This is a genomic window from Pseudomonas sp. SDO55104_S430 (genome assembly GCF_054070595.1).
Genome location: NZ_JBSVXG010000178.1, coordinates 1 through 12,185, shown reverse-complemented (window position 1 = coordinate 12,185; position 12,185 = coordinate 1). Strand labels below are relative to the sequence as shown.

The following is a 12,185-nucleotide window of genomic DNA, read 5'->3' as shown; positions in this document are numbered from 1 at the left end:
GTGTCAGTCGACATCACCTTGTCTGACACACCGCCTTCGCGAGCAAGCCCGCTCCCACATTTGATCCGCGTCGGTCGCGAATGGCTATGGGCAAACCCGATCCCAGCGCTCTATGATTGATCCCCATGACCACCTCCGCGCCGATCCGCCAACCCTGCCCGCCCGGTGCCTGCGACTGCGGGCGTGACCCGTTGCTGGAAACACCGGGAGCGGACGTGCGCATCCTGTTTCTGACCCGCAACGAAGAGAAGCGCCTGATCGAGCGCCTGGAAAATCTGCAGAGCTTCCAGGACCTTGAGCACGTGCAACGGCGGATGTTCGACCAGTTGGGCATTCGCGTCGAGATCGCCCCCGGCTTCAACGAAGTGCGCACCATGCGCGGTATCAGCATCCAGGTCGGCGAACTGCCAGGCCTGTGCCGTAAGACCCGCGCCTCGATCCCCGCCGCCATCCGCCGCGCCATGGAAAAATCCCCGGAAATCGCCTTTGCGGTGCTCAACGCCAACGACCTGTTGCGCGATGCTTGACGGTCCACCACCGGCGCAACTGCATCGATCACCTCCCAGACTGGCTTTTTCCCAATTCAAACCTACGCTCTTTCGCGGGGGATCCAATAAATAACGATGGCCACGGGAGTTTGTCTCGAAGGCTCAATCCAGCCCGCCTGCACATCGTCATCCAACTGTCTTTGAGGTAATCCAATGCCGACAAAAACAGCGACCCTGCCCACCCTTACCCTGCTCGCCCTGTGCAGCCAGCAAGCGCACGCCGGCGGCATCATGCTTTACGAAATCGCCACCGATAATGCCGGCCTGGCCAACGCCGGCGCCGCTGCTCGTGCCCAGGGCCCTTCCACCATCGCCAGCAACCCGGCGGGCATGAGTTACCTTCCAGGCACGCAGATCACCGCGGGTTTGCAGGTGCTTTACGGCGACATCAAGTTCAATCGCGACGACGACACCAATGTCTCCGGCACCGGCAGCGGCAATGCGTTGGACCCGATGTATGGCGGCAGCTTTTTCGTCAGCCATGAACTGGACGATCACTGGAGCGTGGGTTTTGGCCAGTACGGCGATTTCGGCCTGGCGGTCAATTACGACAATGACTGGTCGGGGCGTTACTTCTCGCAGAATTCCAGCCTGCTCGGGTTGTCGATGGTGCCCAGCGTGGCATATCGCTTCAACGAGCAATGGACGGTGGGCATCGGCGTCAGGGCCATGTACGGCATGCTCCAGGCGCAGACCGCCATCGACCGCTCGCCTTTCGGCCTCACTGATCGCGCCGACGGCCAGTTCAAATACAAGGACAAGGATTGGGGTTTCGGCGCCAATGTCGGGGTGATCTACGCGCCGCAGCCCGGCACTCGCATCGGTCTGACCTACACCAGCAAGGTGGATCTGGAGTTCGAGGACGGTCTGGACATCAAGGGCAACGGGCCGCTACTGGATCGGCTCGATGGCACCACCACCAAACTGGACATGACCGTTCCGCAAACCGTCACCCTGAGCCTTTTCCAGCAACTGGACCAGCAATGGGCCCTGCTCGCCTCGCTCAACTGGCAGGACTGGTCGGAGTTCGGCGATATCGGCGTGGAGGTCGATACCTCGGCCAACGATTCGCGCTCGACCAATGTCGACGCCGGCTTCAAGGACACCTGGCACCTGTCCCTCGGCGCGCAATACCAGGCCACCGAACAACTGTTGTGGAACGTCGGCGTGGCTTACGACAGCAGTGCGGTTTCCGACAGCAAGCGCTCGGTGATCATCCCGATGGCCGAATCCTGGCGCATTGCGACAGGGGCCACCTATGCTCTGGACAAGGACACCGACGTGAACGTCAGTTGGGCCATGATCTGGATGGGCGACATGCCGGTGGACCAGAGTAAATCTCTTTCCGGTAATCGAATTTCCGGTCAATTCGACAACTCCTGGATTCAAGCACTGACCGGAAACATGACCTGGCGTTTCTGATGACCCAAGACTTGAAAACGATTTAAACCAAGGAGCAACCAGCACTATGAACCTGTCGCGAAAATTGCTTGTCGGCGCCGCACTGACCGGGCTTCTGCTCGGTGGCTGCACCTCGAAAGTCACCGAGCGGGAGCAATACTCCGGTTACCTGTCCAACTACAACAACCTGCAGGAAGTCTCCACGCCAAGCGGCGGTACCGCGATGCGCTGGGTGAGCCCTTCGTGGAACCCGAATGCCTATGACACCGTGGCGTTCAACAAGCTGGAACTCTACCCGGCACCCAAGCCCAATGAGCGGGTCAACCAGCAGACGCTCAATGACATCCAGAACTACATGACCAACAAGGCCAAGACCACCCTCGGTCAGAAGTATCGAGTGGTCAGCAGTCCGAGCGCGGCGCCGGCGGGTTCGAAAACCCTGATCATGCGCGCAGCCATCACCGGGGTGAGCGCTTCGAACGAAGGCATGCAATGGTATGAAGTGGTGCCTATCGCCGCAGTGGTTGGTGCAACCCAGGCCGCCACCGGTCACCGGGATCAGGACACCGAGCTGTTCATCGAGGCCGAGTTCATCGACGCGAAAAACAACCAGACCGTGGCCAAAGTAGTGCGCAAGGTGTTCGGCAAGCAGCTCTCCAACGAAAGCCAGAAAGTCACCGCCCAGGATTTCAAGGCGGCGATCGACAAGTTGGGTAGCGACTTCCAGGCCTTCATCAAGTAACCGTAGCGACTGTACATCCATACCCTGTGGGAGCGAGCCTGCTCGCGATGGCTGACTGTCAGGCTACATTGATGTTGGATGTGCCGGCCTCTTCGCGGGCAAGCCTCGCTCCTACAATGGTTGGGTGATCGACCACAATGAATCAGGTTTTCTTCATTGAGATCCTGCGCCGCATTTCGGCGGTGATGCTCTGCCGGGTCTTTTTCATCTCCGCCCAAGGCTCGTCACCCACTTCCGCCAGGCGCTCGTGGACGTTGTGGATGTTCCACTGGTTGCCACCTTTGAGCTCTTCCACCTCTTCGCGAAAGATCGGCACCGACACCGGCAAACCTTCGCGGGTGCGGGCGGCGTAGGCGCAGATGGTGGTGGCGCCCAGGCCGTTGCGCAGGTAGTCGATGAAGATCTTCCCGACCCGGTTCTTCGGCCCGGACACCGCTGAAAAACGCTCCGGCAGCATCTTCGCCATGTGGCTGACAATCCCGTGGCTGAAATCCTTGACCTCGTCCCAGCCAAGCTTGCGGGTCAGCGGCACCACCAGATGGATGCCCTTGCCGCCGCTGGTCTTGAGGAACGCCTTTAGCCCCAGTTCATCGAGCACCGTCAGAGTCAGCTGGGTCGCCTCGACCATGCGTTTCCAAGGCAGCGCCGGATCCGGGTCGAGGTCGAGGACGAAGCGGTCGGGTTTTTCGAGATTGTCCGAAGTCGCGTTCCAGGTGTGCAGCTCCACGGTGCTCATCTGCACCGCACCCACCAGGGCTTCGGCACTGTTGATCACCATCATCGGCTGGCCCGTCAGCTCCTGATCGAGGGTGACGATGCCGGGAATGGCCAGGCGCTCGGCGTTCTTCTGGAAGAACAGCTCACCGCCGATCCCGTCCGGCGCGCGCACCAGCGCCACCGGGCGGTCCTTGAGTTGCGGCAGGATCCACTCGGCCACGCTGGCGTAATACTCGGCCAATTGCATTTTGGTGGCGCCGCTGCTGGCATCGATCACCCGCTCAGGATGAGTGATGCGCACCTTGCCCTCGGCCAGCCCCAGTTGGGACGGCGCGGGTTCGGTCTTCTTTGGCGCGGCGGAGGGTTTTGCGGCAGCCGCTTTCTTCGTAGCAGCAGGCTTTTTCGCAGTTGAGGTTTTCACGGTGCTCGGACGCTCCTCGGTGATCTCTTTCGCGGGTTTGTCGTCACGCAGCCCATGGAACACCGCGTGTCGCACCGAACCCTCCTTGGTCATTTCGGCAAAGGCCACTTCCGCCAGCAGCCGTGGCTTGAGCCAATGCACCGACTTGAACTCGGCACCGGAGGGCGGATTAACCACCGCCGGCTTTTTCGTCTGCAAGGGTTTGAGCTGTTCATGAATCGTGCGCAGCGTGGCCTCGGTAAAGCCGGTACCGACCTTGCCGGCATAACGCAATTCGCCGCTGTCACGGTCATGCAGTCCCAGCAACAAAGCCCCGAACGCATTGCGCGAACCCTTGGGATCGGTAAAGCCGACGATGACGAACTCCTGCCGATGCTTGCACTTGAGCTTGATCCAGTCGCTGCTGCGCCGCGACACATACGGGGAGCCCAGGCGCTTGCCGATCAGGCCTTCCATGCGCATCTGGCAGGCGCTGTTGAGCAAGGCGTCCGGGTCTTCGGCAAAGGCATCGGAGAAGCGCAATAACGGGTCTTTCGACGTCTTGAGTACGGTCGCCAGTGCGGCCCGTCGTTCCTCCACCGGCACTTCACGCAGGTCCACGCCGTTGAGGTATGGCAGGTCGAACAGGTAGTAAAGAATCCCGGCGCTACGTTCGGCCTCGAAAGCGTTTTGCAGTGCCTGGAAGTCCGGCACGCCCTGCTCGTCGGTCACCACCATTTCGCCGTCGAGCCAGGCCGATTCAAGGCCCAAGCTCGCGAGCGCCCGGGCCTGTTCCGGCAACTTGTGGGTCCAGTCGTGGCCGTTGCGGGTGAAAAGTTTGACGTCGTCGTGATCGATACGCGCCATGATCCGGTAGCCGTCGAACTTGACCTCATAACTCCACTGACCGTCCGGGGCCCGCTCCACCAGCGTCGCCAGCTCGGGTTTGAGCTGATCCGGCAGTTTTGCCTTGTGCGCGCCGGTGAGTTGCGCGGATTTGGCCGGGCGCGCCGCCTTGGCCGGTTTTTTGATGGCTTTGGGTTTCGCCGGTTTTGCCGCTTTCGGCGTCTTGGCGACGATGCTGCGATCGCTGAGCACGCTGTCGGGCTCGGCGGCGACCACGTCGTAATCGCTTTGTGGCCGGGCGGCGCCGTCCTGATGCTTGATCAAAAACCACTGCTCCTGCTTGCCTGGCATGTGCGTGCGCACCAGGTTCCACAGGCCGGCGAGCTTCTCGCCCTGCAACTCGAACTTCAGTTTGCCCTTGGCGTAGGCCTTGGCCGGGTCTTCCTGGGGCACCCAGACACCGCGGTCCCAGACGATCACATCCCCCGCACCGTAATGCCCTTCGGGAATGCTGCCCTCGAAGGTGGCGTAATCGATCGGGTGGTCTTCGACATGCACCGCCAGGCGCTTGACCGTGGGATCCAGCGACGGCCCCTTGGGCACCGCCCAGCTTTTCAGGGCGCCGTCGAGCTCCAGGCGGAAATCGTAGTGCAGCCGCGAAGCGTCGTGTTTCTGGATGCAGAACTGCAAGGCATGGTCCTTGGCGTTTCTCTTTCCCGAAGGCTTGACGGCGGCCGGCTCCGACGTCGCAGAAAAATCACGCATGCGGTTGTAGTCATCCAGGTCCTTGTTCATGGCTCACCCCGCTCAAAGCTGCAGGACGCGCAATAGACGCGTCTCTTTCTCAGCAGAGCGAGCTGCGCGGGGGAAAATTCCATCAACGTTGAAAAGCCCCGGACAGACGGGCCGGCGCAGCGGCTGCCATCGGCGTTTCAGGCGCCTACAATCAGCGGGTGCCGCGTAACCTCCGGAGAACAATCATGCGCACGGTTCACGTCATCGAAGCCCCGCCAGCGCCGGTCAAGGTCGTGGGCGAGGCAATCACCGTCCTGGCCGGCGGAGATATGAGCAAGCCCTTTGAAATGCACATTCAGGAAGGCGTGCAAGGCGGCGGCCCGCCCCCGCATTTTCATCCCTGGGACGAGGCGTTTTATGTGGTCGACGGCGAGGTTGAAGTGACGGTGGAAGGCAAGGCGACCACCGTGTCGGCCGGCGGTTATGTGCATATCCCCGGCGGGACGATTCATGCCTACCGGAATGTCAGCGCCACCGCGAAGATGATCGGCGTGGTGTCCGATCCTCGGGGCGGGCAGTTTTTCACCGCGATGGACCAGTTCAAGGTGCCGGAGGATTTGCCGAGGATTTTCGAGGTGGCCGAGCGGTATGGCGTGACCTTCCTGGTGCCGAAGCCGGGTTCGTCGCCTGACTGAGCGAGCGCGTTATCGTTCTTCGCGGGCAAGCCTCTCTCCTACAGGATTGACGCTGAGCCTGTAGGAGCGAGGCTTGCCCGCGAATGCGTCCTCGAAGAAAACCGATTCTTACAGTCTTCACACCCTAAGCAGCCCCGCCTCGCGCCTGTTGCTCCAGATGCACCTGCAGATCCGGATCGATGCCCAACGCCGCCGCCAGCTCATCCAGATAGTTGCGCTCGGCATCCGCCTGATCATTCACCAGCATCACGCTCGCGAGGTACATCTCGGCAGCCATGCCCGGATCGTTGGCCGATTGTGCGACCTCCGCAGCATCCAGCGGCTTGGCGACTTCATCGTCCAGCCACTGCTGCAATTGCGGGTCGTCGGTGTGGCGGGCGATTTCGGCGTTGATCATCTGTTTTTCCGCATCGTCGAAACGGCCATCAGCCTTGGCCGCGGCGATCAATGCCCGCAGGATCGCGTGGCTGTGTTCCTCGACTTCGGGACCTGCCAGCATGTCCACCGTGCGCATCGCCTGTTGCGGGGCCTGCTGTTGTTGCTGGGCCTGGCTGCGTTGCCAGGCCTGATACGCCTGGAAGGCCATCATCCCCAGCGAAGCGAGCGCGGCATAGTTGGTGCCACCGCCGGAGCGACCCTGACGCTGGCCGCCCATCGGCGAACCTCCGCCGAGCAACCCGCCCAGCAGACCGCCCAAACCGCCCATGCCACCGGCGCCAGCGCCGCCGCCCATGCCGCCACCGCCGCCCAACAGGCCTCCGAGCAATCCGCCCAGATCACCGAGCCCGCCTTGTGCCCCGCCACCGCCTCGCTGCGACATCGCGCCCTGGCCGCCGCGCAGTAATTGTTCGAGCAGATCGCTGGTGTTCATGACGACGTCCTCTTCGGTGGGTGGATCCAATCAATCAACGATAGCTTTTCCCGCCGAATGTGCTACCACCGTCCGGCCGGACGCCCCGCACAGATTTATCCGCAGCCTTTTCCCCCGGCGCAGCTAAGATTCATAGGTGGTGAACCTTATTCCCGGATACCCGGTCGATACCTGCAACCCGACCCGGTTTGCCGCCGCCTTTGTCCATCAAGGCGATGACTGGCTTGCTTCACTTTCTGGAGAACGCCCCCGTGATAACGACTCTACACATCGCCAGGCTCAAAGCGTGGGGAGCCCATGGTTTTACCGCCACCGGCGTGGTCACCGCCTTCCTCGCGACCCTCGCCCTGCTCGACAACCAGCCAACCACCTGCCTGCTGTGGCTGGGCGTGGCCCTGATCGTCGATGGCCTGGACGGCGCGCTGGCGCGAAAGGTCAATGTGCAGTCGGTACTGCCGAGCTTCGACGGCTCGATCCTCGACCTGGTGATCGATTACCTGACGTACGTGTTCATTCCGGCGCTGTTCATCTATCGCTACGTGCCGCTGCCGGAGTACACGCTGCTGCTGACCGTGTCGCTGATACTGGTGTCGTCGCTGTTCTGTTTCTGCAACGTCAACATGAAGAGCAAGGACAACTACTTCCAGGGCTTTCCCGCCGCGTGGAACGTGGTCGCCCTGTGCCTGTACATCATCGCGCCGTCGCCGTGGATCACCCTGATGACTGTGATCGGCCTGGCCCTGCTGACCCTGACCCGAATGAAGTTCCTGCACCCGTTCCGCGTGCGCCGCTTCATGCCGATCAACATTGCCGTGACGGCGATCTGGTTGCTGTGCAGCCTGTCGCTGGTGATCAACCATCCGGTGATCAATCCACTGGTGATGGGGCTCTGGCTGTTGATGTCGGCGTACTTTCTCGGGATCTGCTTCTGGCGCACGGCGCTGGAGTGGTTCGACGATTCGCGGCTTAAATGACATGCCGATTCATATCGTCCGTCTCGGCTCTACGAGAACACCCGACGAAGGCTTGCGCCTGGGCACGGTGCGCCGCCCGCCCCGTGGCGTGCCGAAAGCCGAGTTCGCCTCGAGGGATTTCTACGATGTGTGGCAGCCGCTGCTGTCCCCCAGCGCGGAGCTGGTCCACGAGGCACAGGAGGCTGAAGACGAAAAGGCCTGGAACGGCTTCAAGCGCAAGTTCAAGGCCGAAATGAACCACCCCGCTCCCAGCCAGCTGCTGGACTTGCTGGCCGCCCTCTCCCATCACACCAGCCTGGCGGTGGGTTGTTATTGCGAGGAAGAGGCGCACTGTCACCGGTCGGTGCTGCGCGAACTACTGGAAGCGCGTGGGGCGAAGGTGATTTAGATCAATCACGCACCACACATCCCATGTGGGAGCGGGCTTGCTCGCGAAGGCGGAGTGTCAGTCGATATCAATGTTGACTGATCCACCGCATTCGCGAGCAAGCCCGCTCCCACATTGGTTTTGTGCATTACAGGAGGCTGGTCTCAACGCCTTGTAATCACCACCTCCAGATACTCACTCGGCACCACCATCGATTTGTCGCCCGCCCGATTCAGGCGGTTGAGCAGTTCGGTCATGTCCTGTTCCAGCGCCTTGGCGCCTTCCGGTGGCAGCGCCGCGAAGGCCTTGTGCACCGGGCCGTACCAGCTGCGGAAGGTGTCGATGAAATGCGCGGCATCGCGATAGCGGAAGGTGAACAGCTTGCGCGTCACCTGCACCACGAAATCCCGTTCGTCGAACTGCGAGTGCAGCCAGGCTTCAGTGCCCCACTGCGACGGCGGTTGCGCGCCGGGTGGCGGTGGCATGTGCTTGCCGAGGGTCTTGAACATCTGGCCGACAAAGCCTTCAGGGGTCCAGTTGGCCATGCCGATCCGTCCGCCGGGCCGGCAGACCCGGGCCAGTTCCGCGGCAGCCTTGGGCTGGTCCGGCGTGAACATCACGCCGAACGTCGACAGCACGGCGTCGAAACTGGCATCGGCGAATGGCAGTGCTTCGGCGTCGGCCTCCTGGAAAGTGACGTTGAGGCGCTCGGCTTTCGCCCGCTCCTGGCCGCGTTCGAGCAGCGCGCCGACATAGTCGGTGGACGTCACCAGGCAGCCCCGGCGTGCGGCGGCCAGCGTGGCATTGCCGTTACCGGCGGCGACGTCGAGGACCTGCTCGTCGCACAGCAGGTCGCAGGCCTCGGCCAGTTCCTCGCCGACGATCTGCAGGGTGGTCCCGATCACGGCATAGTCGCCGCTGGCCCACGCGGCCATCTGACGGGTTTTCAAGGCATTGAGATCAATGGGTGTACTCATGAATTCCGCTCCGTTGCGGTTTGGAACGCCGCCCGGCTTATTCTGCCGTGGTCGGGTCGATGATGGACGTGATCTGGGACACGCGGTTGGCCGGGAAACCGCTCTGGCGGGCATGTTCCTGGATCTGGGCTTCGCTGGGGGCGATGTACACGCAGTACAGCTTGTCACCGGTGACATAGCTTTGCAGCCACTGCACTTCTGGCAGTTCGCGCAAGGTCCGGCAGGACTTTTGCGCAGCGGCTTTCAGATCCCTTTCTGACAGTGTTCCAGCACCTGCAATCTCGCGCTCAATGACGAACTTCGGCATGGCAACCTCTCATTTCTTGTTATTGATGACAGGATCGGTGGCGACCCTGTGGGCAAACTATCGCTCCGCTGTGCTGCCTGCGTCCTGCCCGATCGTCGGCGAGGACTGTCCGATCGTCCGGAGATTTCATGCTTGGCCCAGACAGGCTCACAATCAGGCTTCTCACCCACAGTCGCTATTCGGGAAATGACTATGGATGCCCTGTCACAGACCCTTCGTGTCGTTCGCCTGGCCGGCGCCATTTTCATTAATGCCCGGTTCACCGCGCCCTGGTGCTATCAATCGCCGAGGGCCGACACCGCCGCACCGTTTCTGGAGCCGAACGCCGAGCAGGTGGTGATCTTTCACCTGATCACCGAAGGCGAGTGCTACGTCGAACTGGGCGACGAACCGCCGCTGCTGCTGACGGCCGGCGACGTGGTGCTGTTCCCCCAGGGCGACGGCCATCGCAAGACATCCAAGCCGGGCTTGCCCCCTGCCACCGGTGGACGCCTGGACAAAATCCTCGCGCGACGGCCACAGCAGCTGCGCTACGGCGGCGGCGGCGCGGTAACCCGGCTGGTGTGTGGCTACATGGCTTGCGATACGCGGCTGGCGGGGATGTTGCTGACCGGCTTGCCGTCGGTGGTGCGGGTCAATGTGCGCGGTTCCAACGCCGGCATGTGGCTGGAGTCGTCCGTGCGTTACGCCCTGGCCGAAGCCCGCTCGCCCAGGCCCGGCGGCGAAGGCGTGCTGGCGAAACTGGCGGAGGTGCTGTTCATCGAAGTCCTGCGCCTGTACATGCACGAACACGGCAAGGGCCGCACCGGCTGGCTGGCGGGGGTCGGCGACCGGATCGTCGGCGCCGCGCTCAACGCCCTGCACGGCAAGCCCTGCCACGCCTGGACCCTGGATGAACTGGCCCGCACCGCCGCCACCTCGCGCTCGGTGCTGGCCGAACGCTTCCAGCAACTGGTCGGGGTCTCGCCGATGCAATACCTGACGCAATGGCGCATGCTGCTGGCGGCCAACCTGTTACGCAGCAGCAACAGTTCCCTGATCCGCATCGCCGAAGAAGTGGGTTACCAGACCGACACCGCTTTCAGCCGCGCGTTTCGCCGCGAATACGGCGTACCGCCAGCGGCGTGGCGACGGACCCAGGCAGTTGCGATGCATTGAAAAACCATCACCTGTAGGAGCGAGCTTGCTCGCGATGGATGTCAACGATAACACGGGGGGTCTGGTTCCCCGCGGTGTCTGACCTACCATCGCGAGCAAGCTCGCTCCTACAGTTTTTATGCCGCGGGTGTGGCGGCCTTGGCGTCAGCCTTGGCCTCTTGCAGCAACTGCTGGATCATCTGTTCCTGATCGTCGTAGCGGCCTTCACCGAAGTGGGTGTAACGGACCTGACCCTTGGCGTCGATCAGGTAGTGCGCAGGCCAGTACTGGTTATCGAAGTTGCGCCAGATGCTGTAGTTGTTGTCGATCGCCACCGGGTAGGTGATGCCGTATTCCTTCACCTTGTCCTTGACGTTGTCGATGATGCGCTCGAAGCCGTATTCAGGGGTGTGCACGCCGATCACCACCAGACCTTCTTTCTCGTATTTCTTCGCCCAGTCCTTCACGTACGGCAGGGTGTGCTTGCAGTTGATGCAATCGAAGGTCCAGAAATCCACCAGCACCACTTTGCCCTTGAGCGAATCGTTGGTCAGGGCCGGCGAGTTGATCCACTCCACGGCGCCATTGAGCGATGGCATGGCCCCCATGGGCTCGGCCTTGGCCTTGCTCACGAAGTAGTCGACGACTTTCGGTACGGTTTCCAGTACGCCTTTTTCGACCTTGCCGAGACCTTCCGAGGAAGTGCCGGCCAGCAGCACGCTATCGGCACCGGTGGAGATCACCGCCGCACCGGCCAGGACGGCCACACCGGCACCGCGACGCAGCCAGCCGGTGACCGGGATAGACGGTTTCAGGCGATTGACCAGACCGCGGCCGGTGAAAATCAGCACGCCCAGGGACAACGCGCTGCCCAGACCGTAGGCCACCAGCAACAGGCTGGTGCCGGCGTTCGCGCCTTGCAGCATGGCGCCAGTGAGGATCACGCCGAGGATCGGCCCGGCGCACGGCGCCCAGAGCAGGCCGGTGGCGACGCCGATCAACAGCGAGCCCACGGGGCCGGATACCTTGCGGCTGTTGGGGTCGATACGATTGCCCAGCGCCACGAACGGCCGCGCCAGCCAGTCACCGACCCGGGCGGAGATCAGCGACAGGGCGAACAGCACCATCACGATCAGGGCCACATGGCGGCCGGCGTTACTGGCCTGAATCACCCACTCGCTGCTGACCACGGCCAGGCTGGAAACCAGGGCGAAGGTCAGGGCCATGCCACCGAGGGTGAGCAGGATCGACGAGCGCTTGCGGTCGGCACCGGCGAACAGGAACGGCACGACCGGCAGGATGCACGGGCTGAGGACGGTCAGAATGCCGCCCAGGAAAGCGATGAGGAACATGGGTTCACCTTTATAGATTTGGAGGGCGACACATCCCCCTGTAGGAGCCGAGCTTGCTCGCGATGGTGGTCAACGATGACGCGGGGCGTCAGGCTGACAGCGTTATCGTTGGCGTC

12 protein-coding genes are annotated in these 12,185 nt (G+C 62.3%); 7 read left to right on the top strand and 5 right to left on the bottom strand.

Annotated elements, in window-relative coordinates:
• The first annotated feature begins 125 nt into the window (after positions 1–125).
• The 3 genes from ACW9JE_RS23420 (at position 126) to ACW9JE_RS23410 (ending at position 2,691) form a co-directional block, all read left to right on the top strand.
• Positions 126–527 carry a hypothetical protein gene (locus ACW9JE_RS23420; protein ID WP_457434096.1) on the top strand — a complete coding sequence of 134 codons (402 nt, stop codon included), beginning with the start codon at positions 126–128 and terminating at the stop codon, positions 525–527.
• A 174-nt stretch (positions 528–701) separates the two neighbouring features.
• Entirely contained in the window at positions 702–1,970 is a 1,269-nt protein-coding gene (locus ACW9JE_RS23415) for an OmpP1/FadL family transporter (protein ID WP_457434095.1), read from the top strand.
• A gap of 46 nt (positions 1,971–2,016) precedes the next feature.
• A complete protein-coding gene (locus tag ACW9JE_RS23410) occupies positions 2,017–2,691 on the top strand; it encodes a DUF3313 domain-containing protein (RefSeq protein ID WP_224535007.1) in 675 nt (224 codons plus the stop codon).
• Between the two features lie 142 nt (positions 2,692–2,833).
• Here ACW9JE_RS23410 and ligD read toward each other — a convergent pair whose 3' ends face one another.
• Positions 2,834–5,449 (bottom strand): DNA ligase D, encoded by a 2,616-nt coding sequence (gene ligD / locus ACW9JE_RS23405; protein ID WP_457434094.1) that lies wholly within the window; start codon positions 5,447–5,449, stop codon positions 2,834–2,836.
• A 185-nt stretch (positions 5,450–5,634) separates the two neighbouring features.
• Between ligD and ACW9JE_RS23400 the strand changes: the two genes are divergently transcribed.
• On the top strand, positions 5,635–6,084 hold the full coding sequence (locus ACW9JE_RS23400; protein ID WP_457434093.1) for a cupin domain-containing protein: 450 nt from the start codon (positions 5,635–5,637) through the stop codon (positions 6,082–6,084).
• 124 nt (positions 6,085–6,208) lie between these two features.
• On the opposite strand, the gene ACW9JE_RS23395 is transcribed toward ACW9JE_RS23400, so the two are convergent.
• A complete protein-coding gene (locus tag ACW9JE_RS23395) occupies positions 6,209–6,955 on the bottom strand; it encodes a tellurite resistance TerB family protein (RefSeq protein ID WP_457434092.1) in 747 nt (248 codons plus the stop codon).
• Between the two features lie 251 nt (positions 6,956–7,206).
• Between ACW9JE_RS23395 and pcsA the strand changes: the two genes are divergently transcribed.
• Positions 7,207–7,929: a phosphatidylcholine synthase gene (gene pcsA, locus ACW9JE_RS23390; RefSeq protein ID WP_457434091.1), complete on the top strand. Its 723-nt coding sequence runs from the start codon at positions 7,207–7,209 to the stop codon at positions 7,927–7,929.
• A gap of 1 nt (position 7,930) precedes the next feature.
• Positions 7,931–8,317, top strand: a complete 387-nt coding sequence (locus ACW9JE_RS23385) for a DUF488 domain-containing protein (protein ID WP_457434090.1) — start codon at positions 7,931–7,933, stop codon at positions 8,315–8,317.
• 143 nt (positions 8,318–8,460) lie between these two features.
• On the opposite strand, the gene ACW9JE_RS23380 is transcribed toward ACW9JE_RS23385, so the two are convergent.
• Entirely contained in the window at positions 8,461–9,273 is an 813-nt protein-coding gene (locus ACW9JE_RS23380; RefSeq protein WP_457434089.1) for a class I SAM-dependent methyltransferase, read from the bottom strand.
• Positions 9,274–9,310: 37 nt separating this feature from the next.
• Complete coding sequence (locus tag ACW9JE_RS23375; protein ID WP_457434088.1) at positions 9,311–9,580, bottom strand: DUF4242 domain-containing protein; 270 nt, start codon at positions 9,578–9,580, stop codon at positions 9,311–9,313.
• Between the two features lie 192 nt (positions 9,581–9,772).
• Here ACW9JE_RS23375 and ACW9JE_RS23370 point away from each other — a divergent pair, with 192 nt between their 5' ends.
• Complete coding sequence (locus ACW9JE_RS23370; RefSeq protein ID WP_457434087.1) at positions 9,773–10,738, top strand: AraC family transcriptional regulator; 966 nt, start codon at positions 9,773–9,775, stop codon at positions 10,736–10,738.
• Between the two features lie 116 nt (positions 10,739–10,854).
• On the opposite strand, the gene ACW9JE_RS23365 is transcribed toward ACW9JE_RS23370, so the two are convergent.
• A complete protein-coding gene (locus ACW9JE_RS23365) occupies positions 10,855–12,069 on the bottom strand; it encodes a cytochrome c biogenesis protein DipZ (RefSeq protein WP_457434086.1) in 1,215 nt (404 codons plus the stop codon).
• Positions 12,070–12,185: the final 116 nt, after the last annotated feature.

Excerpts from the sequence above, each read along its gene's own strand:
- ACW9JE_RS23420 (WP_457434096.1), top strand. The coding sequence starts at position 126 with ATGACCACCTCCGCGCCGATCCGCCAACCCTGCCCGCCCGGTGCCTGC.
- ACW9JE_RS23415 (WP_457434095.1), top strand. The coding sequence starts at position 702 with ATGCCGACAAAAACAGCGACCCTGCCCACCCTTACCCTGCTCGCCCTG.
- ACW9JE_RS23410 (WP_224535007.1), top strand. The coding sequence starts at position 2,017 with ATGAACCTGTCGCGAAAATTGCTTGTCGGCGCCGCACTGACCGGGCTT.
- ligD (WP_457434094.1), bottom strand. The coding sequence starts at position 5,449 with ATGAACAAGGACCTGGATGACTACAACCGCATGCGTGATTTTTCTGCG.
- ACW9JE_RS23400 (WP_457434093.1), top strand. The coding sequence starts at position 5,635 with ATGCGCACGGTTCACGTCATCGAAGCCCCGCCAGCGCCGGTCAAGGTC.
- ACW9JE_RS23395 (WP_457434092.1), bottom strand. The coding sequence starts at position 6,955 with ATGAACACCAGCGATCTGCTCGAACAATTACTGCGCGGCGGCCAGGGC.
- ACW9JE_RS23385 (WP_457434090.1), top strand. The coding sequence starts at position 7,931 with ATGCCGATTCATATCGTCCGTCTCGGCTCTACGAGAACACCCGACGAA.
- ACW9JE_RS23380 (WP_457434089.1), bottom strand. The coding sequence starts at position 9,273 with ATGAGTACACCCATTGATCTCAATGCCTTGAAAACCCGTCAGATGGCC.
- ACW9JE_RS23375 (WP_457434088.1), bottom strand. The coding sequence starts at position 9,580 with ATGCCGAAGTTCGTCATTGAGCGCGAGATTGCAGGTGCTGGAACACTG.
- ACW9JE_RS23370 (WP_457434087.1), top strand. The coding sequence starts at position 9,773 with ATGGATGCCCTGTCACAGACCCTTCGTGTCGTTCGCCTGGCCGGCGCC.
- ACW9JE_RS23365 (WP_457434086.1), bottom strand. The coding sequence starts at position 12,069 with ATGTTCCTCATCGCTTTCCTGGGCGGCATTCTGACCGTCCTCAGCCCG.